At 71.6% G+C, this 20,910-nt stretch carries 20 protein-coding genes; 10 read left to right on the forward strand and 10 right to left on the reverse strand.

Going from position 1 to position 20,910, the window contains the following annotated elements; translation table 11 throughout:
* Positions 1-133: 133 nt before the first annotated feature.
* From AOQ37_RS24155 to AOQ37_RS24165, 3 genes are all read right to left on the reverse strand, one after another.
* Positions 134-961 (reverse strand): MetQ/NlpA family ABC transporter substrate-binding protein, encoded by an 828-nt coding sequence (locus tag AOQ37_RS24155; protein ID WP_062646773.1) that lies wholly within the window; start codon positions 959-961, stop codon positions 134-136.
* Between the two features lie 76 nt (positions 962-1,037).
* Positions 1,038-1,775 (reverse strand): methionine ABC transporter permease, encoded by a 738-nt coding sequence (locus AOQ37_RS24160; protein WP_062646775.1) that lies wholly within the window; start codon positions 1,773-1,775, stop codon positions 1,038-1,040.
* Complete coding sequence (locus AOQ37_RS24165) at positions 1,772-2,842, reverse strand: methionine ABC transporter ATP-binding protein (RefSeq protein WP_062646777.1); 1,071 nt, start codon at positions 2,840-2,842, stop codon at positions 1,772-1,774. The genes AOQ37_RS24160 and AOQ37_RS24165 overlap by 4 nt, the downstream gene beginning before the upstream one ends.
* 624 nt (positions 2,843-3,466) lie before the next feature.
* Here AOQ37_RS24165 and AOQ37_RS24170 point away from each other — a divergent pair.
* Both AOQ37_RS24170 and AOQ37_RS24175 read left to right on the forward strand, forming a co-directional pair.
* On the forward strand, positions 3,467-3,826 hold the full coding sequence (locus AOQ37_RS24170; protein WP_062646779.1) for a hypothetical protein: 360 nt from the start codon (positions 3,467-3,469) through the stop codon (positions 3,824-3,826).
* 1 nt (position 3,827) lies between these two features.
* On the forward strand, positions 3,828-4,253 hold the full coding sequence (locus AOQ37_RS24175; RefSeq protein WP_062646780.1) for a hypothetical protein: 426 nt from the start codon (positions 3,828-3,830) through the stop codon (positions 4,251-4,253).
* On the opposite strand, the gene AOQ37_RS24180 is transcribed toward AOQ37_RS24175, so the two are convergent.
* From AOQ37_RS24180 to AOQ37_RS24190, 3 genes are all read right to left on the reverse strand, one after another.
* A complete protein-coding gene (locus tag AOQ37_RS24180; RefSeq protein WP_062646782.1) occupies positions 4,243-4,740 on the reverse strand; it encodes a GNAT family N-acetyltransferase in 498 nt (165 codons plus the stop codon). The two genes, AOQ37_RS24175 and AOQ37_RS24180, sit on opposite strands and share 11 nt — an antisense overlap.
* A 45-nt stretch (positions 4,741-4,785) precedes the next feature.
* Positions 4,786-5,292 carry an RNA polymerase sigma factor gene (locus AOQ37_RS24185; protein WP_062646783.1) on the reverse strand — a complete coding sequence of 169 codons (507 nt, stop codon included), beginning with the start codon at positions 5,290-5,292 and terminating at the stop codon, positions 4,786-4,788.
* Between the two features lie 67 nt (positions 5,293-5,359).
* Complete coding sequence (locus AOQ37_RS24190) at positions 5,360-6,541, reverse strand: glycerophosphodiester phosphodiesterase (RefSeq protein WP_062646785.1); 1,182 nt, start codon at positions 6,539-6,541, stop codon at positions 5,360-5,362.
* Positions 6,542-6,853: 312 nt separating this feature from the next.
* Between AOQ37_RS24190 and AOQ37_RS24195 the strand changes: the two genes are divergently transcribed.
* The gene (locus tag AOQ37_RS24195) at positions 6,854-7,525 is read left to right on the forward strand and encodes a lysophospholipid acyltransferase family protein (RefSeq protein WP_062646786.1); all 672 of its coding nucleotides are present in this window, start codon (positions 6,854-6,856) and stop codon (positions 7,523-7,525) included.
* Positions 7,526-7,763: 238 nt separating this feature from the next.
* Here AOQ37_RS24195 and AOQ37_RS24200 read toward each other — a convergent pair whose 3' ends face one another.
* The 4 genes from AOQ37_RS24200 to argH all read right to left on the reverse strand — a co-directional run bounded on the left by AOQ37_RS24200 (position 7,764) and on the right by argH (position 12,589).
* Positions 7,764-9,287 (reverse strand): MFS transporter, encoded by a 1,524-nt coding sequence (locus AOQ37_RS24200; protein WP_062646788.1) that lies wholly within the window; start codon positions 9,285-9,287, stop codon positions 7,764-7,766.
* 60 nt (positions 9,288-9,347) lie between these two features.
* Positions 9,348-9,908, reverse strand: coding sequence for a TetR/AcrR family transcriptional regulator (locus tag AOQ37_RS24205; RefSeq protein ID WP_062646790.1), 561 nt, complete (start codon positions 9,906-9,908; stop codon positions 9,348-9,350).
* Between the two features lie 183 nt (positions 9,909-10,091).
* Positions 10,092-11,063 (reverse strand): aldo/keto reductase, encoded by a 972-nt coding sequence (locus AOQ37_RS24210; protein ID WP_062646792.1) that lies wholly within the window; start codon positions 11,061-11,063, stop codon positions 10,092-10,094.
* Between the two features lie 86 nt (positions 11,064-11,149).
* Positions 11,150-12,589: an argininosuccinate lyase gene (argH, locus tag AOQ37_RS24215; protein ID WP_062646794.1), complete on the reverse strand. Its 1,440-nt coding sequence runs from the start codon at positions 12,587-12,589 to the stop codon at positions 11,150-11,152.
* Positions 12,590-12,802: 213 nt separating this feature from the next.
* Here argH and AOQ37_RS24220 point away from each other — a divergent pair, with 213 nt between their 5' ends.
* The 7 genes from AOQ37_RS24220 to AOQ37_RS24250 all read left to right on the forward strand — a co-directional run bounded on the left by AOQ37_RS24220 (position 12,803) and on the right by AOQ37_RS24250 (position 20,534).
* The gene (locus AOQ37_RS24220; protein WP_062646796.1) at positions 12,803-13,678 is read left to right on the forward strand and encodes a hypothetical protein; all 876 of its coding nucleotides are present in this window, start codon (positions 12,803-12,805) and stop codon (positions 13,676-13,678) included.
* 124 nt (positions 13,679-13,802) lie between these two features.
* A complete protein-coding gene (locus tag AOQ37_RS24225) occupies positions 13,803-14,384 on the forward strand; it encodes a pyridoxamine 5'-phosphate oxidase family protein (RefSeq protein WP_062646798.1) in 582 nt (193 codons plus the stop codon).
* Between the two features lie 138 nt (positions 14,385-14,522).
* Positions 14,523-16,223: a peroxidase family protein gene (locus AOQ37_RS24230; protein ID WP_107085283.1), complete on the forward strand. Its 1,701-nt coding sequence runs from the start codon at positions 14,523-14,525 to the stop codon at positions 16,221-16,223.
* 82 nt (positions 16,224-16,305) lie between these two features.
* Positions 16,306-17,013, forward strand: a complete 708-nt coding sequence (locus AOQ37_RS24235; protein WP_062646799.1) for a L,D-transpeptidase family protein — start codon at positions 16,306-16,308, stop codon at positions 17,011-17,013.
* 209 nt (positions 17,014-17,222) lie between these two features.
* Positions 17,223-18,605 carry a ferredoxin reductase family protein gene (locus AOQ37_RS24240; protein ID WP_062646801.1) on the forward strand — a complete coding sequence of 461 codons (1,383 nt, stop codon included), beginning with the start codon at positions 17,223-17,225 and terminating at the stop codon, positions 18,603-18,605.
* A gap of 56 nt (positions 18,606-18,661) precedes the next feature.
* A complete protein-coding gene (locus AOQ37_RS24245) occupies positions 18,662-19,741 on the forward strand; it encodes an FMN-binding protein (protein WP_062646803.1) in 1,080 nt (359 codons plus the stop codon).
* Positions 19,734-20,534 (forward strand): FAD:protein FMN transferase, encoded by an 801-nt coding sequence (locus tag AOQ37_RS24250; RefSeq protein ID WP_234436991.1) that lies wholly within the window; start codon positions 19,734-19,736, stop codon positions 20,532-20,534. The genes AOQ37_RS24245 and AOQ37_RS24250 overlap by 8 nt, the downstream gene beginning before the upstream one ends.
* Positions 20,535-20,910 lie beyond the last annotated feature (376 nt).

Genomic DNA, 20,910 nt, shown 5'->3' on the forward strand with positions numbered 1-20,910 from the left:
CCTGCCGACCCGTCAGGGTCCGCTGAACTGCCCAGCATGCAGCATGTGCGCCCGGAACCACACCACGGGGTCCGCACCGGACGAAGGAGCGGACCCCGGGAACGAGCGCCGGTCACCCGGCCCGTCGTGGCGGTCAGAACGAGGCGATGACGGAGCCGTCGTAGGTGTCCTGGATGAACTTCTTGACCTCGGGGGAGGTGAGGAGCTTCGCGAGCTTCTTCACCCGCGGGTCGTCCTCGTTGCCGTCCTTGACGGCGAGGAAGTTGCCGTACGGGTTGTCCGTGGCGGACTCCAGGACGAGGGCGTCCGACGCGGGCTTCAGGTCGGCCTCGATGGCGTAGTTGCCGTTGATGACGGCGGCGTCCACGTCGTCCAGGGAGCGCGGGGTCTGGGCCGCCTCCAGCTCCTTGAACTTGAGCTTCTTCGGGTTGGCGGTGATGTCCGCGGGGGTCGCCTCGTTGCCCACGCCCTCCTTGAGGGTGATGAGCTTGTTCGCGGCGAGCAGCTTGAGGGCGCGGGCCTCGTTGACGCTGTCGTTGGGGACGGCGATCGTCGCGCCGCTCTTCAGGGCGTCGGCGCTCTTCACCTTGTGGGAGTAGAGGCCGAGCGGCTCCAGGTGCACCGTGACGACGGGCACGATGTGGGTGCCGTTCTTCTTGTTGAAGTCGTCGAGGTACGGCTGGTTCTGGAAGTAGTTCGCGTCGACCGAGCCGTCCTCCGTCGCCGTGTTCGGCGTGACGTAGTCGGTGAACTCCTTGACCTCCAGGTCGAGTCCGGCCTTCTTCGCCAGCTTGTCCTTGACGAAGTCGAGGATCTCGGCGTGCGGGGTCGGGCTCGCGGCGACGGTCAGCGGGCCGCTGGTGTCGGAGGCGGAGTCCTTGTCCGAGCCGCAGGCGGTGAGCCCCAGGGTGAGGGCGCCGACGGCGAGGACTGCGGTGGTGAACTTGGCGGTGTTACGCACGAAAAGTGCCTTTCCTGAGGGTGTCGCGACCCGCGTGGGGTGTGCGGGGGATCTGTGGGTGCGGCCTGGGACGGGTTCAGGCGGCCTTGCCGACGTCCGGGGCGGCCGGCTCCTTGGCCTTCAGCAGACGGAGCCTCGGCGCGGGACCGGAGCTGCCGCCGCGGCGGTGCAGGGAGCGGGCCGCGTAGTCGCCGGCGAACTGGATGAGCGAGATGACGACGGCGAGGATCGCCACCGTGATCCACATCAGTTCGGTCTCGAAGCGCTGGTAGCCGTAGCGGATGGCGATGTCGCCGAGACCTCCGGCTCCGACCGTGCCGGCCATGGCGGAATAGCCGATGAGGGCGACGATCGTGGTCGTGGTGCTCGCGAGGATCGAGGGCAGTGACTCCGGCACGAGGACCTTGCGCACGATGGTCCAGGTGTTGCCGCCCATCGCCTGAACGGCCTCGACGAGTCCGCCGTCCACCTCGCGGACGGCCGTCTCGACCAGGCGCGCGAAGAACGGGATGGCGCCGATGGCGAGCGGCACGATCGCGGCCTCGCGGCCGATGGTCGTCCCGGTGATGGTGCGGGTGAAGTTCATCAGCGCGACCATCAGGATGATGAACGGCAGCGAGCGGGCGATGTTCACGATCTGCCCGATGACCTTGTTGGCGGCCAGGTTCTGGAGCAGGCCGCCCCGGTCGGTCAGGACCAGCAGGACGCCGAGCGGGAGGCCGCCGACGACGGCGATGAGCGTGGACCAGCCGACCATGTAGAGGGTGTCCCAACACGCCTGGGACAGCAGCGGCTGCATCTCGGACCAGGTCACTTGGCACCATCCTTCAGCAGCACGGACTCCTGGGCCGTGTCGGCCGCGGTGGCCGTGTCGGCCGTGTGGTCGACGATGTCGATCTGGAGGCCCTGTTCGCGCAGGAAGCCGACCGGCACGACGTTGTCCTCGTAGCGGCCGGGCAGCTCGATGCGCATGCGGCCGACCTGGAGCCCGCCGACGGTGTCGATGGCGGCGCCGAGGATCGAGATGTCGATGTTGTACGTGCGCGACAACTGGGAGATGACGGGCCGGGTGGCGGCCTCCCCGAGGAAGGTGACGTCGACGACGGTGCGGTCCTCGCCGGTGGCGTCGCCGCCGACCGGGAAGAGCGCGCCGGCCAGCTCGGAGCCCGGCGTCGCGAGCAGCTCGCCGACCGTGCCGGACTCGACGACCCGGCCGTTCTCCATCAGCGCGGCGGAGTCGCAGATCGACTTCACCACGTCCATCTCGTGCGTGATGAGCAGGACGGTCAGGCCCAGCTGGCGGTTCAGGTCGCGCAGCAGCTGGAGGATGGAGCGGGTGGTCTCCGGGTCGAGCGCGCTGGTGGCCTCGTCGGAGAGCAGCACCTTGGGGTCGCCCGCGAGCGCGCGGGCGATGCCGACGCGCTGCTTCTGACCGCCGGAGAGCTGGGCCGGGAAGGACTTCGCCTTGTCGGCGAGACCGACGAGGTCGAGCAGCTCCAGCGCCTTGCGGGACCGTTCCCGTCCCGAGACGCCGAGGATCTCCAGGGGCAGTTCGACGTTGTCCTGCACGGTCCGCGAGGACAGCAGGTTGAAGTGCTGGAAGACCATGCCGATCCGGCTGCGCGCCTGTCGCAGCTCCTTGCCGGCCCGGGGTCCGCGCCCGGCGAGCGCGGTGAGGTCCTGTCCGGCGACGGTGACCGTGCCGGCGGTGGGACGCTCCAGGAGGTTGATGCAGCGGATGAGCGAGGACTTGCCGGCGCCGGACTGGCCGATGACGCCGTACACCTCGCCTTCGCGGACGTGGAGATCGACGCCGTCGAGGGCGGTGACCTCACGGCCGCGCGAGCGGTAGACCTTGGTCAGGCCCGTGGTGGTGATCACGTGGAGTTCCGTCACTGTCGAGTGCGCGGGCGTGGGTGTGCCCGGGCGCACGGGTGCAGGCTGTCAGGGACGCGACACGGCTCTCGCTGTGGCGGGGAACCGGGGAGAAACATGTGCGCGGGGCGCGGCTACGTCCTGTACGGCGGAATTGCGGCGCACGGACATGCCACGGCGTCTCGCTTCGGGGCGCGAGCTCGGGGTGGTGCGGGGGCCCTCTAGAAGGCGCACATTCGACACATACAGCGAGCACCGGGCGTCATGGTCGCCTCGGTCGCAAGGGTGCGGCTGCTCGTCGTGGTCATGAGCATCAGTAAAGCAGACGTACGGTCCTGACCAAGACCCCCCTGTCCGCATGCCGGACACCCGTGGACGGTCCGCGGGACCACTTCGGCCGTGTCCGGCGACCTCCGCCGCCCCTCCCCTGGCCAGCACCGGCAAGGCCGACCGGCCCGTCGTCGGACGCCGACGACGGGCCTGCGCGCCCGGTCGGCTGTGGCCAACGCCACGGCCGCCGGACGGCCGGGGCGGACGGCGCCCGCCCCGGCCCGGACCCGGCGCCGGGGCGGGCGGCCGGGGCCCGGGGCCGATCGCGGGACGCCTGATACGCCGTAATAAGGTCACTGCATGCTTGATGCCCTGACGCTGGTGACCGGCGTCGCCGCGTTGCTGCTCGCCGCCTGGTGCGGCTGGGCCGCCTACCGTGACCAGCCGACGAAGGACTGGCATTTCATCGGGATGGCCGTGGTCTCCCTGCTGGCCGTGATCCAGCTGGTGGTCGGCGTCGTCCAGCTGGCGCGGGGCGAGAAGCCGGAGCAGGGGACGACGATCTTCGTGGCCTACCTGCTCGGCGCGGTCGCGTGCGTTCCGGCCGTGGCCTTCATGTCGCTGTCCGAGCGGACCCGCTGGGGTTCGGTGACGGCCGCCGCGGGCGGTGTGGTGCTCGCCGTGCTCGAGGTGCGACTGTATGACATCTGGGGAGGCTGAGATGACGACGGTGGACGACAAGCCGGAACGGCTGATCAGCGGGCCCGGGATGCTCCTGGTGTGGTTCTACGGCGTGATGGTGGTCGGGGCGGTCTCGCGGTCGGCGTACCAGATCGCGACCGAGTTCGACCGGGCGCCGCTGGCGTACACGCTGTCGGCGGTGGCGGGCGTGGTCTACGGATTCATCACGTACTCGCTGGTGCGGGGCGGCGAGACCGCCCGCAGGGCGGCGCAGGTGTGCTGCGCCGCCGAGCTGGCGGGGGTGCTGATCGTCGGCACCTGGACCCTGGTCGAGCCGTCGGCCTTCCCGGACTCGACGGTGTGGTCGCAGTACGGGATGGGGTACGTGTTCATCCCCGTACTGCTGCCGCTGTCCGCCCTGTACTGGCTGCGGAAGTCCCGGACGGCCGCGGCCGCTACGCGGTAGCCGCGTACTCCCCCGCCTGCTTCTCCAGGACGATCATGGGTACGCCGTCCGTGCCCTGCGAGGTGCCGACCGTCTCGTAGCCGACCCGGCGGTACAGGCGCAGGTTGCCCTCGCTGCGGTGGCCGGTGAAAAGACGGAACTTCTTGGCGCCGCGCTCCGCGGCCAGCGCCGCCTCGGCCGCCCGCAGCAGCCGCGCGCCGATGCCGTGGCCCTGGAGGCGCGGGTGGACGCACAGCTTGCCGATGGCGGCGGCGCCGTCCTCGGTGAGGCTGCCTCGTACGGAGCCGACCACCTCGTCGCCCAGCCGGGCCACGAAGACGCAGTCGGCGGCGAGTTCCTGCCGGACCGAGTCGAGGCTCTGGACGAGCGGGGCGATGCGGTAGTTGGCGTACAACGCGGCTTCGCTCTGGAAGCACAGGTACTGCAATCTGAAGATCTGCTCGGCATCCTGCTCGGTCGCCACCGAGATGGTCACGCTCATGCCCATGTGCGCACGCCCCTCGCTCACCTGATCGCCTGTGGTCCTTCACTCCTATCCCCGCGCTTCGCGGGCCGCAACCTCCGGCGTCAGCAAACGACGCAGACATCCCAGACATCTGGAACGTTCCGGTCCGAGACTGCCCTGTGAGATACCCAACTCCCCCGCGATCTCCCGGTAGGTGAGGTCCTGCGGCGAGAGCAGCGCCTGGAGGAGACGGGTGCAGCGGCCGGGCAGCCGGTGCACGGCCTCGCGCAGGGCGCGGTGCCGGGCGGCGGTGAGCGCGAGCTGCTCGGGGCCGCGGTCGAGGTCCTCGGCCGGGTCGCTCTCGTAAGGCTGCTCGCGGCGGGTCGTACGGCGGGCGCGGCGGACCTCGGCGCGGACGGCCCGGCGCAGCCAGCCCTGGGGGTCGGAGGGCGGGCCGTCGGTGGCGAGGTGCTCCAGCAGGCGGAGCCAGACCGCCTGTTCCAGGTCGCCGGGTTCGGTCCCGGTGGCATGGGCCTCGGCGGAGGCCTCCGCGCTGAGGAGCGGGTGCAGGGTGGTGAGCAGGTCGGGCGTCATGTGCCACACGATGCGGCCGCCCGGGCGGCTGGTTGCCCGGGCGGCCGACTGTCACTCCAACGGGGAGTCAGCCGTTGACGAAGTCCGCGCGGGCCAGCAGTCCGGTGTCCGGGTTGTCGGTGAAGACACCGTCGATGCCGGTCGCGAAGTAGGTGCGGAACGCGCCGAAGGAGTCGCCGTAGGCGTCGGCGTCCGTGCCCTTGCGGAAGTTCGTGGGCAGGAAGGGGTTCTCGTTGCGCATGGTGTAGGGGTGCAGCACCAGGCCGACCGCGTGCGCGTCCTTCACCAGCGTGGTCGGGGTGGTGAGGTTGCCGGCCGCGTCCTTCGGGATCACCAGGTCGAGGGTCGGGCCGATGCCCTGCGCGTAGCCCGCGATCTCCCTGAGTCCCGCGCGGGTGACCAGGTCGGCGACGGTACGCGGGTCGCCCGCCTCGACGAAGTCCCAGGGGCGCGAGGTCGCGCCGGACAGCAGCACCACGAGGGGGTTGTCGACCAGCTTGTTCAGCCGCTGGATGCTGCTCGGCTCGAAGGACTGCACGATGACCGGCGAGTTCTTCTTGTCCTTGCCGTACTTGTGCAGCAGTTTGGCGACCCGCTCCTCGAGGCCCAGACCCAGCTTGCGGAAGTAGGTGGGGTGCTTGGTCTCGGGGTAGATCCAGACCTGCTTGCCGCGCTTGCGGGTCTGCTCGTCCTGCCACCTGAGCACCTCTTCGAAGGTAGGGATCTCCCAGCGGCCGTCGTAGAGGGTGTTGTGCGGGCGGTTGGCGGGGATGCGCTCGACGGCGCGCAGGGTCTTCAGCTCGGCGAGGGTGAAGTCCTCGGTGAACCAGCCGGTCGTGGAGACACCGTCGAGGACCTTCGTGGTCCTGCGGCCGGCGAACTCCGGATGGTCGGCGACGTCCGTGGTGCCGCCGATCTCCGGCTCGTGACGGCACACCAGGTGGCCGTCCCTGGTGGGGACGAGGTCGCCCGCCTCGACGATGTCGGCGCCCAGGTCCAGGGCGAGCTGGTACGAGCCGAAGGTGTGCTCCGGCCGGTATCCGCTGGCGCCGCGGTGACCGATGACCGTCGGCACGGGCAGGCTCCCGAGGCCCTTGCCGGAGCGGGACGAGTCGGCGGCTCTCGCCGTGCCCGACAGGCCGAGGACCGTTCCGGTGGCACCGAGCACGGCGGCGCCGAGGAGGGCCCGCCGTCCGGTGCCGCCCGCGGTCGCCTGCTGGTTCGACTCCTGCGTGCCCTGCGTTCCCATGAGGGGCCTCCTGCCGTCGGCTCGTCCGTGCGGCCCGATCGTAGGGGCGTGGACATGACCGTCGGGAGACCTCCGGCCCAACACGCGGGTGACGGCGGATGGCATGTGCCGTACGGCCGTCCGGCCGCTTCCGAGCGGTGGTCCGCCGCGTTCCGGGCAGATGACAAGCAGACGGAGATGCCGCCGTCCAGGTAAACGTACGTCAACAGTGCGTAAGACCTGGGTGACCCGATGTGCGTCGGGCCCGGCGCCGCGAGTATCGTCCTCACCTGCACAGACTCATACCGTTTTCCCTTGACATCGGAGGGCTCGTTGTCCCGCTTCGTGCTCATCAAGGCAGTACTCGGCCCGGTCATGCGCCTGATGTTCCGCCCCCGGGTCGAGGGCGCGGAGCACATCCCCGGCGACGGCCCCGTCATCCTGGCCGGCAATCACCTCACGTTCATCGACTCGATGATCCTGCCGCTCGTCTGCGACCGGCAGGTGTTCTTCATCGGCAAGGACGAGTACGTCACCGGCAAGAGCCTCAAGGGCCGGCTCATGGCCTGGTTCTTCACCGGGGTCGGCATGGTCCCGGTGGACCGCGACGGCGGCCGCGGCGGTGTCGCCGCGCTGATGACCGGGCGGCGGGTGCTGGAGGAGGGCAAGGTCTTCGGCATCTACCCCGAGGGCACGCGCTCGCCCGACGGCCGGCTGTACCGGGGGCGGACCGGCATCGCCCGGCTGACGCTGATGACCGGGGCGCCGGTGGTGCCCTTCGCGATGATCGGCACGGACAAGCTTCAGCCGGGCGGGGCGGGGATGCCTCGGCCCGGGCGGGTCACGGTCCGGTTCGGTGAGGCGATGGAGTTCTCCCGGTACGACGGGATGGACCGGGACCGGTATGTGCTGCGGGCCGTGACGGACTCGGTGATGACCGAGGTCATGCGGTTGTCTGGGCAGGAGTATGTGGACATGTATGCGACGAAGGCGAAAGCCGCGTAGCGCGTCCCGCGGGTGGCTGGTCTTGCGTGCGGGGGCGTTGGGGTTTTTGCGCCGTTCGCCGCGCCCCTGAGGGGGGTTCGGCCCGTGGCCTGTTTTTCGGGTGGGGCGGCGTTGTCGATTTGCGCCGTTCGCCGCGCCCCTGAGGGGGGTTCGGCCCGTGGCCTGTTTTTCGGGTGGGGCGGCGTTGTCGATTTGCGCCGTTCGCCGCGCGCCTGAGTTCGGTGCCTGCGGGCCTGGGTCAGTTTGTGGGGTGCAGGTGTTGGGGTTTCAGGAGGAACCAGGCGGCCAGGGCTGTGGCGAGGAGGACTGCCGCGCCTGTCGCGGAGGCTGCGGTCAGGCCGTGGACGAATGCGTCCCGGGCCGAGGAGAGCATCGTCCCGGCCGCGGTCGGCGGCATGTGGGCCGCCGCCTCCACCGCGCCGCCCAGTGACTCGTGGGCGCCCTGCGGCGTGCCCGCCGGGGCCGGGAAGCCGCGGTACACGCCCGTCACGATCGAGCCGAGTACGGCGATGCCGAGGGCCGCGCCGAGTTCGTACGCCGTCTCGGAGACCGCCGAGGCCGCGCCCGCCTGCTCCTTGGGCACCGAGCTCAGGATGACGTCGGCGGTCACCGTGAACGAGAGGCCCGCGCCCACGCCGACCACCAGCAGGGCGGCGCCCAGCAGCGGGTAGCCGGTGGACCCGTCGATCGTCGTCAGGAGCGCCAGCGCGAGGCCGATCGCGGCGAGACCGCCGGAGACCACGGCCCGTACCGAGAAGCGGCGGGCCGCCCGGCCCGCGAGCAGACCGGCCACCACCGCGCCGACGGCCGCGGGCAGTTCGGCCAGCCCGGCCTCGAACGGGCGCCTGCCCTGGACGAGCTGGAGGTACTGGGAGAGGAAGAACACCAGCCCGGACAGGCCCAGGATGGTCAGCAGGTCGGCCAGGACCGCGCCGCTGAAGCCGCGGTTGCGGAACAGGCGCATGTCCAGCAGGGGCGCCGGCAGGGTCAGCTGGCGGCGGACGAAGCCGTACAGCGCGGCCGCGCCCAGCAGGCCGGTGCCGAGGGCGATCCCGGTGACGCCGTGCGTCGCGGCCTCCTTGACCGCGTAGACGACACCGATCATGCCGACGAGGGACAGCAGCACGCTGGACAGGTCCCAGGGGCCCGGGTTCGGGGTTCGGGACTCCGGAAGCGTCCGGATGCCGACCACGACCAGGACGACCATCACCGGCATGTTGATGAGGAAGACCGAGCCCCACCAGAAGTGCTCGAGGAGGAAGCCGCCCACGATCGGGCCTACCGCGGTGCCGGCGGAGGCGGTCGCGCCCCAGATGCCGACGGCGAGGCTGCGCTCGCGCGGGTCGTGGAACAGGTTGCGGATCAGGGCGAGGGTCGCAGGCATCAGGGTCGCGCCGGCGACGCCGAGCAGGGCCCGGGCCGCGATCATCAGCTCCGGGGTCGTCGCGTAGGCGTTGAGGACCGAGATCAGCCCGAACGCGGTGGCGCCCATGAGCAGGATCCGCTTGCGGCCGATGCGGTCGCCGAGGCTGCCCATCGAGACGAGCAGGCCGGCGATGACGAAGGAGTAGACGTCGCCGATCCAGAGGAGCTGGGTGCCGGAGGGCTGGAGGTCCTCGGTGATGTAGGGGGTCGCGAGACCGAGGACGGTCGCGTCGACGGCCACCAGCAGCACGGCGAGCACGAGGACGGAGAGCGCGAGCCAACGGTCCGGGCGCTTCACCGCCCCGGTCGTGGTCGCCGGCCGCAGGGTGCTGGTCATGATTCCTCTCTCAGTGGGTGCGGGGTGTGTGGGGCCTGGCTGCGGAGCGCGCGGTTGCGGCTACCCGTCCTGCGGGGCGGGGGGCCGCAGGGCGCCGCCCAGCAGCAGCTCGACGATCATGTGCTGGAAGTCCTTGGGGGCGCCTCTGCCGCACTGCACCATCCAGGCGCCGGAGGCCAGCAGGCCGAACAGCGCCTCGCTGAGCCAGGCGGGCGTGAGGTCGATGCGGAACTCGCCGCTCAGCTGGCCGCGCCGGAACAGGCCCGAGACCCGCTCGTCGATCCGGGTCCAGCCCTGGTGCTGCTCCTCGCCCTCGAACAGCTGGTTCTCGGTGTAGAGGAAGGCGAGCAGGCCGGCGGCCGGTTCGATCTCCCGGACGAGCCGGCGGACGGCGTCGCGCGCGGGCCCCTCGTCGAGCCGCGCCGTGTCCAGGGCGGACTCGCACTCCGCGATCCCGAGGGCCTCCAGGGCCCGCACCAGCGCGTCGCGGCCCGCGAAGTGACGGTGCAGCGTGGCCCGGCTGATCCCGGCGGCCTTGGCGACCTCGTCCATCGTCGCCGTGGACTTGTGGGTCAGCAGGGCCGCGGCACCGCGCAGCACTTGTTCACGATCGACAGCCATGAGACAAGACTAACCCAGGTGAGACAGTGATGTCTCATTCCCGGGGTGTGCGGATCATCGAGAGGTGCGTCACCCCGTCATCGTCGCCGTCCTCGCTGTCGGCCTCGCTGTCGCCCTCGCTGTCGCCCTCGCTCGCTGTCGGCCTCGGCGGCCCGGACGGCGGAGGCCCGGTTCTGTGGCCGCTCAGTGCCAGGGCAGGCCGCCGCGCCGCTCCCAGTAAGCCCGCGGCTCCTCGGCGAGGCCGGCCAGCCGGTCCACCTGCTCGTCGTCGAGGTCCACGACCGCCGCGTGCAGGTTGGAGGCGAGCTGGGTGGCGGTGGCCGCGCCGGAGAGGACGACGCCGGCCCAGGGCTGCCGCAGGATCAGCGCGAGGGCGACCGCGTCGCAGCCGAGCGACGTCTGTGCCGCCACGGCCTTCAGGGCGTCCGGCGCGTGGGGCTGCGCGAGGCGCCCGTTGGCCATGCCCTCCTTCACGATCACCGTGAGCCCGGCGTCGTGCGCCTCGGCGAGGGCGGGACCGGCCGAGGTCTCCAGCGCGTTGTACGTCGACTGGACGGTACGGAAGAGGGGCTCACCGTCGACCGTCACACCGAGGGCGGCGCGGACGGCCTCGGCCTGGGCCGGGCCGCTGGTGGAGAACCCGACGGTGAGTCCCTGCCCGGCGGCCTCGGCCAGCCTGGCGTGGAGTTCCTTGTCGGTGAGGGCGGGGCTGTCCGGGGTCACCGAGTGGATCTGGTAGAGATCGAGCCGGTCGCCGAGCAGTTCCGCCGTCTCGGCGCGCTGCCGTTCGTACGTCGCGAGCCCGTGGTCCTTGACCTCGTGCCGGTCCGCGTCCGTCGTCCAGTCGGCGGTGTAGGTGTACCCCCACTTGCTGCCGACCACGACGTCGTCCACGTCGGGCCTGGCCTTGAGCCAGTCGGCGAGGAACTCCTCGGAACGGCCGTAGGAGCGGGCCGCGTCGAAGTAGCGGACGCCCTGGGCGTAGGCGGCGTCGAGGAGTTCGTGCGTGCGGGCGCGCAGCGCCCCGACGCTGCGGTCCTCCCCGAGGTCGTGGTCGCGGCCGAGGTTGATGTAGCCGGGGCGGCCGACGGCGGCGAGGCCGAGTCCGAGGTGGCAGGTGGGGGTTGTCGCTGAGGCCAGTCGGGCGAAGGGCATCGCGGGCTCCGTTGGTCGACTCCGGTACGGCTCGGACCAACGTAACCCGCGACGACCCACGACTCCCGCCCCGGGGAGGAAGGGGCCTACGCCTGAGGCCTGTCCTTGGCGGTCGCCCACGCGTGCTGGGCCGCCACGTCCGCCTTCACCTCGGCCAGCTGGACGGCGACCGCGCTGGGCGCCGTGCCGCCGCGGCCGTCACGGGAGGCGAGGGCACCGGCGACGTTGAGGACGGAGCGCACCTCGGGCGTGAGGTGGGCGGAGATCTTCGCGAACTGTTCGTCGGTCAGTTCGTCCAGTTCCTTGCCGTCGGCCTCGGCGACCTTGACGCACTCGCCGGCCACCTCGTGCGCGACCCGGAACGGCACGCCCTGCTTGACCAGCCACTCGGCGATGTCGGTGGCGAGCGAGAACCCGGCGGGAGCCAGCTCCTCCATGCGCTCGCGGTGCACGGTGAGGGTGGCGACCATGCCGGTGAAGGCGGGAAGCAGGACCTCGAGCTGGTCGCAGGAGTCGAAGACCGGCTCCTTGTCCTCCTGGAGGTCACGGTTGTAGGCGAGCGGGAGGGCCTTCAGGGTCGCCATGAGGCCGGTCAGGTTGCCGATCAGACGGCCCGACTTGCCGCGCGCCAGCTCCGCGATGTCGGGGTTCTTCTTCTGCGGCATGATCGACGAACCCGTGGAGAACGCGTCGTGCAGCGTCACGAAGGAGAACTCCTTCGTGTTCCAGATGATGATCTCCTCGGCGATCCGGGAGAGGTTCACGCCGATCATCGCGGTGATGAAGGCGAACTCGGCGACGAAGTCGCGGGACGCCGTGCCGTCGATGGAGTTGCCGACGCTGCCGTGCTCGAAGCCGAGGTCCTTCGCCACCGCCTCCGGGTCCAGGCCGAGGGAGGAACCCGCCAGGGCGCCGGAGCCGTACGGCGACACGGCGGTGCGCTCGTCCCACTGCCGCAGGCGTTCCGCGTCACGGGAGAGCGACTGCGCGTGCGCGAGGACATGGTGGGCGAAGAGCACCGGCTGGGCGTGCTGGAGGTGGGTGCGGCCGGGCATCGCCACGTCCGGGTGGGCCTCGGCCAGGCCGATCAGGGCGTCCTGGAGATCGGCGATCAGGCCGCCGACGATCCGGGCGTGGTCGCGCAGGTACATCCGGAAGAGCGTGGCGACCTGGTCGTTGCGGGAGCGGCCCGCGCGCAGCTTGCCGCCCAGGTCGGCGCCGAGGCGCTCCAGGAGGCCGCGCTCCAGGGCGGTGTGGACGTCCTCGTCGGCGATCGTGCCCACGAAGGAACCGTCGGCGACGTCCGCCTCGAGCCGGTCGAGGCCCGCGATCATCCGGGTCAGCTCGTCCTCGGTGAGCAGCCCCGCCTTGTGCAGCACGCGCGCGTGGGCACGCGAACCGGCGATGTCGTAGGGCGCCAGGCGCCAGTCGAAGTGCACGGAGGCGGAGAGCTTCGCCAGGGCCTCGGCGGGACCGTCGGCGAAACGGCCGCCCCAGAGCCTTACGTCACCGCTGTTGCTGCTCACTTGCGTTGCTCCTCACCACTGCGCTCCACGACATGCATGAGTATGCAGTGCTCTGCATGATTCGTCAATTCACTTCCGGGCGATGCCGCCCGGTTCCGGATCCGGGGAAGTTTTCGACAGCGGTTTGAACGACAGCAACCGCTTACCCGTACTCCCGACTGAACGCCGGCGCCGCGTCCGTACACCCACTCCTGACCCAAGTGAGGCATCCGCATGTCCAGGGCTCTTCCGAAGTACAACAAGCGTCGCGTGGTGGTCATCGGCGCGGCCGTCGCTCTGACGCTGTCCGGCGCGGTCGTCGTCAACTCCGCCCTCGCAGGGGAGTCGTCCGGCAGTGGCGGCTCCACCGACGCCAGGACACTCGCCGCCCCCGGCACGATCACATGCCCGGACGTCGCCTCGCAGCTCCCCGCGATCCCCGCCACCGCGCAGGCCGAGGTGGACCGCAACCTGGCCCTGCTCCAGACGCAGATCGCCGAGGCCAACAAGCGCCTCGTCGACACCGTGGGCCAGGGCGGCGCCAACTTCGTGCAGAACGCGATCCTCGGCCCGCTGGCCGACAAGCGGGTGTCCACGATCGACCGCATCGCCATCTCGATCGGCCGTAAGGGCACCAAGCCGCAGGGCCTCGACGCGCTCGCCCCGTGCGCCCTCGACGCGGACGGCGTCGCGGACACCGGCGAGGACGCCGGCGGGGACGCCGCGGCGGGCGACGAGGCCGAGGTCACCCCCGGCGCGGAGGAGACCGCCGCCGCGGGCGACGGCGCCGCGGACACCGGCGCCGACGCGGCGGGCGTGGGCACCATCAGCTGCCCGGACGTCGCCTCGCGGCTCCCCGCGATCCCCGCCACCGCGCAGGCCGAGGTGGACCGCAACCTGGCCCTGCTCCAGACGCAGATCGCCGAGGCCAACAAGCGCCTCGTCGACACCGTGGGCCAGGGCGGCGCCAACTTCGTGCAGAACGCGATCCTCGGCCCGCTGGCCGACAAGCGGGTGTCCACGATCGACCGCATCGCCATCTCGATCGGCCGTAAGGGCACCAAGCCGCAGGGTCTCGACGCCCTGGCCGCCTGCACGTTGAACAAGTGACGTGACAGGCACGGCGGCCGCCCCGAGAAGCGCCGGCCGGGGCGGCCGCTGTGGCGCGTCACATCACCGGCGGTTTCCTTATCTCCTTAGACAAGCGAAAGGCTTTCCCGGATAATCGTTAGACATGGGAAAGACTTATGAGCGCATCGACGGAAGACTCCGCACCTTCATCGAGGAGCAGCCGCTCTTCTTCACCGCCACCGCCCCCCTGTCGGGCGACGGCACGGTGAACCTCTCCCCCAAGGGCCTGCGGGGCTCGTTCGCCGTGCTGGACGAACACACCGTGGCCTACCTCGACTTCGCCGGTTCCACCGCCGAGACCGTCGCGCACCTGCGGGAGAACGGCCGGATCACCCTGATGTGGTGCGCCTTCCAGGGGCCGCCGAACATCGTGCGGGTGCACGGCCGCGGCGAACCGGTCTTCCGCGACGACCCCCGCTTCGGGGAACTCCTGAGCCGCTTCCAGGATCTGGATCCGACCTCGCACGGACTGCGCGCGATCATCGTCGTGCACGCCGAACTCGTGCGGGACAGCTGCGGGTACGCGGTGCCCTTCATGACGTACGACGAGGACCGCGATCTGCACGCCAGGCGGTTCGCGCGGGAGGACGACGCATCGCTCAGCGCGTACTTCGCGAAGAAGGAGCACATCGCCACGAGCATGGACGGCCTGCCCGGGCTGCCGTTGCCCCTGAGTCCGATTTGACGCGCATATGCTTTCTGTACAGACAGTCAACCTGTGGGCTTCTTGGGGCATTTGACGGAATTCCCCCTTCCGCCGTTCTCGTCCCCTAGCGTGGCTCACGCCCGCGCTCTCGCGCGGGCGTGAACACATGGGGGAAACATGTTCCGACCCGCACGCGAACCACAGAGCAAACGCCATGTCCGCTCCTCGTACTACGTCGTCGGCGAGGGCATCCTCGCCGAGTCCCGGGACGGCGGTCCGGTGCAGCCGCTGGCCGCCTCCACCGTGGCGGACCTGCGCAAGTTCCGCTTCTCCCGGCTGGGCCCCGTGTCCCGGCCGGCCCAGCAGCTCGACCGGAACACCCGTATCGAGCTGGCCAAGGCCATGACGGACCCCGAGCGGGACCACCCCGACCAGCCGGGGGTCCCGTCGGGGTTCACCTATCTCGGCCAGTTCGTCGACCACGACCTCACCCTGGACGCCACCGCGGTGCGCCTGGAGGACGAGATCACGGTGCGTCAGCTCCTTCAGGGCCGCTCCCCGGCCCTCGACCTCGACTCCCTCTACGGCCTCGGGCCCGACCACCGCTTCGACCGACGGTTCTACGAGGACGACGGCCTCCGGCTGAAGTCCGGGACGACCCAGGGCGTCCCGGACGACCCCTCCATCGTGGGCCGGCCCCTCACCGGGTTCGACCTGCCCAGGCAGGGCTCGGGATCGCTGCGGTCCGAGCGGCGCCGGGCGCTGATACCGGACCCGCGCAACGACGAGAACCTGGTCGTCGCCCAGGTCCACGCCGCCTTCATCAGGTTCCACAACCGGGTGGTGGCCGAGCTGATCGGCAAGGGCGTGTCGAGCGCGGTCCTCTTCGAGTCGGCACGCGAGACGGTCGTCAAGCACTACCAGTGGATGCTGCGCCACGACTTCCTGCGCAGGATCGTCGACCCCGAGATCGTCGACGACGTGTTCGACAACGGACGCCGGGTGTTCGAGCCCTCGCCGGACGAGTACGACCTGCCGACCATGCCGATCGAGTTCTCCGTGGCCGCCTACCGGCTGGGGCACAGCATGGTCCGGGGCCGCTACCACTGGAACCGCGTCTTCGACCAGGGCCGGGGCACGCTGGAGCTGCTGTTCCGGTTCAGCGGCACCAGCGGCACCCTGTCGCCGCCGCCCGCCGACCCGGCGGACCCCGAGTCGGGCGACTTCGAGCGCCTGCCCACCAACTGGATCGCCGACTTCCGGCGGCTGTTCGCCTTCCAGGAGGCGGTGCCGGAGCGGACCGACCTCCTCGTGCCGGAGGCGCAGTTCAACCTCGCCAAGCGGATCGACACCCTGCTGGTCGACCCGCTCGCCGACCTGCCGCTCGGCGCCTTCGGCGGACGCGGCCGGCCGAAGCCTCCGGAGGAGGAGCTGAACCTCGCGTTCCGCAACCTCACCCGGGCGTCGATGCTGCGGCTCGCCACGGGACAGCAGATGGCCGAGCACTTCATCGACCGCAAGGTGGACGTGGAACCGCTGACCTCGGCCGACCTGACGCAGGGTGGCGGCGCGCGGCTCCCCGCCGCAACCGCGGAAGCGGTCGCCAGGCACACCCCGCTGTGGTTCTACATCCTGCGTGAGGCAGAGGTGCGGGGCGACGGGAAGCTGACCGGCGTCGGCGGCCGCATCGTCGCCGAGGTGTTCCACCGGGCCATCGAGGGCAGCCGGCACTCCATCGTGCGCGACCCGTTCTGGCGTCCGTTCCTCAGCCCGGTCGAGGAGCGCAACTCCCAGGGCGTCTTCGAGATGACCGACCTGCTGCTGTACGCCTTCGAGGGACGGGCGGACCAGCTGAACCCGCTGGGTCCGGTGACCTGAGCGACCGGTGCGGGCGGGCGGCACCCCACACGGTCGGCCCACCCGGCCTGCCGGTGCCGCCCCCCGCGCTTAGCGTCTGATCATGCCCCGTCGCGTCGTCGCCACCGCCCTCGCCTGCGCGTCCCTCGGCCTGCTCGGCGCCGCCCCGGACACCGGGGCCACCGTGCCGCTGCCCGCGCGGATGGCGGACACGGGCGGCGGCACCCAGCTGATCACCGCCGTGGCCCCCCGGGCCGGTACCACCTCCGGCACGCTCACCTGGTGGGACCTGCGCGGCGACCGCTGGACACCGGCCGGTTCCGCGCCGGCCCGGTTCGGCGCGAAGGGCCTGGTCGAGGGCGCCGCGCGGCGGCAGGGCACGAGCACCACACCGACGGGCCTGTACGGCCTGCCCTACGCCTTCGGCATCCGGCCGGCACCGCCCGGGACGTCGTACGCCTACCGGCCGGTGCGCCAGGACTCCTGGTGGTGCCAGGACAACAAGTCCCGCGCCTACAACCGGTGGACCGAGCCGCGCCCCGCGGACTGCCGCGCGGCCGAGTCCGAGCACCTGGTCACCTATCGCACGCAGTACGCCTACGCGCTGGTCATCGGGTTCAACTACCGCACACCGGTGCGCGGCCGCGGGGCGGGGATCTTCCTGCACGTCGACGGGCGCGGGGCGACGGCCGGTTGTGTGTCGGTGCCGGCCGAGGCGATGCGGCGGGTGCTGGCGTGGGCCCGGCCGGGGAAGCGGCCGCACATCGCGATCGGCACCACGGACGGGCGGACGGCGGTCACCCGGTACTGAGCCCGGGTGCCGAGTCCTCACGGTACCGCCCTGACGCCGAGCCCCGCGGACCGGACCCCGGGAGCGAACCCCGGGACCGGATCCCGGTACGGCGCCGCCCCCCGGCGATAACCGGAGGTCGCGTCCGGTGAGCGTCTGCGTCGGCCGCTGAACACTCCGCGGCCGCGGCCCGTATCTGAGGGCCAAGGGTCCGTATCCACGGAGGAACAGTGACCACGACGATCGCCGGCGGCCGTGCCGCCCGCCGCCAGACGATGCGCCGCATCCGCCCGCGCCGCTCCCCGGCCGTCCCGTTGCTGCTCGCCGTATGGGCGGGCGCGGCGGGTGTGCTGTGGCTGTGGTGGGCCAACACGCCGAACATCGCCGACGACAACAGCAAGATCCTCAACGCGGGACGGATCACCGGGCTGCTCGCCGGGTACCTGATGGCGCTCGTGGTGCTCCAGATGGCCCGGGTGCCCGCGCTGGAACGGCGGGTGGGCTCGGACCGGGTCGCGCGCTGGCACGCGATGAGCGGTCGGTACACACTCTGCCTGGTCTTCGCGCACGTGTTCCTGATCATGTGGGGGTACGCGCTCCAGGCCGGCCGGACGCTGGGGGACATCGTCCAGCAGACGATCGACTCCATCAACGACCTGCCCGACATGGGCAAGGCGGCGATCGGCACCGGTCTGTTCCTGCTCATCGGGCTGGTGTCGATCGGTCCCGTGCGCCGCCGGATGCCGTACGACACCTGGTACCACATCCATCTGATGACGTACGCGGCCGTGTTCCTGACGTTCTGGCACCAGATCACCTCCGGCAACGACTTCGCGGTCGAGCCGACGGCGAAGACCGTCTGGTACGCGCTGTACGGCTCGGTCACCACGCTGGTCGTCTGGTACCGCGTCATCGTCCCGGTCCGGCTCAACCTGCGCCACCGGCTGCGCGTCGAGGCGGTCATCGAGGAGACGCCGGGCATCGTGTCGGTGCTGATCGGCGGCCGCAAGCTGCACCGGATGGGCGCGGAGGCCGGCCAGTTCTTCCGGTGGCGGTTCATGGCGCCGGGGATGCGGTTCAGCTCCCACCCGTACTCGCTGTCGGCGGCCCCCCGCCCGGACCTGCTGCGGATCACCGTCAAGGCGATCGGCGACCACAGCGCGGCGCTGCGCGAGCTGCGGCCCGGCACGAAGGTGTGGGCCGAGGGGCCGTACGGGGCGATGACGGCGTCCCGGCGCAGCCGCGGCAAGGTGCTGCTGGTGGCCGGCGGGGTCGGCATCACGCCGATGCGCGCGCTGTTCGAGACGCTGCCGGGCGGTGCCGGTGACATCACCCTCCTCTACCGGGCCAACAGCACGCAGGACCTGGCGCTGTGGGACGAGCTGGCGAAGATCGCCGACGAGCGTGGGGCGCGGCTGATGTACGCCGTCAACAGCCCCGACGGGGAACGCCCCGACATCTCGGCGGAGTCCCTCCAGCGGAAGATCCCCGACATCGACAGCCACGACGTCTTCATGTGCGGACCCAACGGCTTCGCCCAAGGGGTGTACGAGGCACTGCGCGGCGCCGGGGTCCCCGCCCGCCGCATCCACCACGAGTCGTTCGAGATGTGAGCGACCCGTACCCACGGGAACCTCGCCACCAACGGGAATCAGGAGCTCAGGAAGCGATGAGGAAGAGCCACCCTCTTCGGCGCGTCGTACTCGCCACCGCCGCCACCGTGTCCGGGATCGTGCTGTTGCTGTCGCTGAAGCCGTCGTCCGACCCGGGCGCCGCCCAGGCGGCGGGCGCTGCGGCGCAGGGATCGGCGCAGGGCGGGGCCGGGGCGGTCGTGTCGGGGACGATGACCGGTGACGCCGCGCAGACACAGTACGGGGCCGTGCAGGTCCGGATCACCGTCGTCAACAACAGGATCACCAAGGCGGAGGCGGTCCAGGCGCCCAAGGGCGGCACCAGCGACCAGAAGACCGCCCTCGCCGTCCCGAAGCTCAACGCCGACGTGGTCGCCAAGCAGAGCCCGAACATCGACACGGTGTCGGGTGCCACGTACACCAGCGAGGGCTACAAGAAGTCCCTCCAGTCGGCGATCGACAAGGCCAACGCGAGCGCCGGGTCGGGGGCGTCCCAGGGCTCCGGCGGGGCGCAGGCGGCCGGCACCTTCACCGGGGACGCGGCGCAGACGCAGTACGGCGCGGTCCAGGTCCGGATCACGGTCGCGGGCGGGAAGATCACCAAGGCGGAGGCCGTCCAGGCCCCCAAGGGCGGCACCAGCGACCAGAAGACCGCCCTCGCCGTCCCGAAGCTCAACGCGGCGGCGGTCACGGCCGGCAGCGCCGAGATCGACACCGTCTCCAGCGCGACCTACACCAGCGAGGGCTACAAGAAGTCCCTCCAGTCGGCGCTGGACAAGGCGAAGGCTGCGGCGGGCTCGTCCTCCGGGTCCGGCGACGCGGGGGCCTCCTCGGGCGCCGCCCAGGCCAGGACCGTCACCGGCAGTGTCGCGCAGACGCAGTACGGGGCCGTCCAGGTCCGGATCACGGTCGCGGGCGGGAAGATCACCAAGGCGGAGGCCGTCCAGGCCCCCAAGGGCGGCACCAGCGACCAGAAGACCGCCCTGGCCATCCCGAAGCTCAACGCGGCGGCGGTCGCGGCCGGCAGCGCCGACATCGACACCGTCTCCAGCGCGACCTTCACCAGCGAGGGCTACAAGAAGTCCTTGCAGTCGGCGCTGGACCAGGCCGGTGGCTGACACGGTGGCAGAGTCGGCGGCGGCTCCCGCCGTGCTGCGTCACGCGGAAGAGGTCATGGGGACCGTCTTCTCCTTCGACGTCCGCGGCGGGGAGCCGGGGGCGGTCCGGGCGGCGCTGGAGGAGGCGATCGCCTCGCTGCACCGGGTGAACGACGTGTTCAGCACCTACCGCGAGGACAGCCAGGTGTCCCGGCTGGTACGCGGCGAGCTGACCGTCGAGGAGTGCGATCCGGACGTCGCCGAGGTGCTGGCGCTGGGCGCCGAGGCGGAGCGGGTGAGCGACGGCTGGTTCAGCATGCGCTACCAGGGCCGGCTCGACCCGACCGGCATCGTGAAGGGGTGGGCCGCCGAGCGCGCGGCCCGGCTGGTCGCGGCGGCGGGCGTGAGCGGGGTGAGCGTCAACGGCGGCGGGGACGTGCAGTTGCTGGGTGTCCCCGGGCCCGAACGGCCGTGGCGGGTCGGGGTGTCCGACCCGCTGCGCCCGGGTGGTCTGGCCGCGGTGGTCTCGGCCGCCGGAGCGGACGAACTGGCGGTCGCGACGTCCGGTACGGCGGAGCGGGGCGCCCATATCGTCGATCCGCGCACGGGCCGCTCGGCGGTGACCGACCTGGTCGCCGTGACGGTGGTGACCCCCCGGCTGACCTGGGCGGACTGCTGGGCGACAGCCGCGTTCGCGATGGGCTCACGGGAGGCGCTGGCCTGGCTGGAGTCGCTTCCGGACGTGGAGGCACTCCTGATCACGGCAGGCGACGAGGTCCGCTGCACGGGAGGCCTGGCCGGCCGCCTCGGCTGAGCGTGCGCCTGGCCGGCCGCCTCGGCTGAGCGTGCGCCCGGCCGGCCACCGGGGCGGCTGGGCGCCGCGGAGCGGTGACGTGCTCCCGGGGGCGTGTCGCCGTGTCGGGGTGGGGCTTCGTCGCGGGGGCCCGCCGGCCCCCGCTACCCAGGGCCCCGGTCACCCGGCCCCGGTCACCAGGACCGCTCGCCTGGCCCCGCTCGCCTGGCCCCACTCACCAGGCCTCGGTCACCAGGACCGCTCGCCTGGGCCCGCTCGCCTGGGCCCGGTCACCAGGACCGCTCGCCTGGCCCCGCTCACCGGGACCGCTCACCGGGACCGGTCGCCCGGACCCGCGTGCCCGGACCCGCTCCCCCGCGGTCGGTGCGGCAGGCCC

Origin of the sequence: Streptomyces maremycinicus (assembly GCF_001184025.1) — a bacterium.
In the GTDB taxonomy this organism is placed as follows: domain Bacteria; phylum Actinomycetota; class Actinomycetes; order Streptomycetales; family Streptomycetaceae; genus Streptomyces; species Streptomyces maremycinicus.

Excerpts from the sequence above, each read along its gene's own strand:
- AOQ37_RS24185 (WP_062646783.1), bottom strand. The coding sequence starts at position 5,292 with ATGACGCCCGACCTGCTCACCACCCTGCACCCGCTCCTCAGCGCGGAG.
- AOQ37_RS24190 (WP_062646785.1), bottom strand. The coding sequence starts at position 6,541 with ATGGGAACGCAGGGCACGCAGGAGTCGAACCAGCAGGCGACCGCGGGC.
- AOQ37_RS24230 (WP_107085283.1), top strand. The coding sequence starts at position 14,523 with ATGTTCCGACCCGCACGCGAACCACAGAGCAAACGCCATGTCCGCTCC.
- AOQ37_RS24235 (WP_062646799.1), top strand. The coding sequence starts at position 16,306 with ATGCCCCGTCGCGTCGTCGCCACCGCCCTCGCCTGCGCGTCCCTCGGC.
- AOQ37_RS24175 (WP_062646780.1), top strand. The coding sequence starts at position 3,828 with ATGACGACGGTGGACGACAAGCCGGAACGGCTGATCAGCGGGCCCGGG.
- AOQ37_RS24245 (WP_062646803.1), top strand. The coding sequence starts at position 18,662 with ATGAGGAAGAGCCACCCTCTTCGGCGCGTCGTACTCGCCACCGCCGCC.
- AOQ37_RS24170 (WP_062646779.1), top strand. The coding sequence starts at position 3,467 with ATGCTTGATGCCCTGACGCTGGTGACCGGCGTCGCCGCGTTGCTGCTC.
- AOQ37_RS24225 (WP_062646798.1), top strand. The coding sequence starts at position 13,803 with ATGGGAAAGACTTATGAGCGCATCGACGGAAGACTCCGCACCTTCATC.
- AOQ37_RS24180 (WP_062646782.1), bottom strand. The coding sequence starts at position 4,740 with ATGGGCATGAGCGTGACCATCTCGGTGGCGACCGAGCAGGATGCCGAG.
- AOQ37_RS24210 (WP_062646792.1), bottom strand. The coding sequence starts at position 11,063 with ATGCCCTTCGCCCGACTGGCCTCAGCGACAACCCCCACCTGCCACCTC.
- AOQ37_RS24205 (WP_062646790.1), bottom strand. The coding sequence starts at position 9,908 with ATGGCTGTCGATCGTGAACAAGTGCTGCGCGGTGCCGCGGCCCTGCTG.
- AOQ37_RS24220 (WP_062646796.1), top strand. The coding sequence starts at position 12,803 with ATGTCCAGGGCTCTTCCGAAGTACAACAAGCGTCGCGTGGTGGTCATC.
- AOQ37_RS24200 (WP_062646788.1), bottom strand. The coding sequence starts at position 9,287 with ATGACCAGCACCCTGCGGCCGGCGACCACGACCGGGGCGGTGAAGCGC.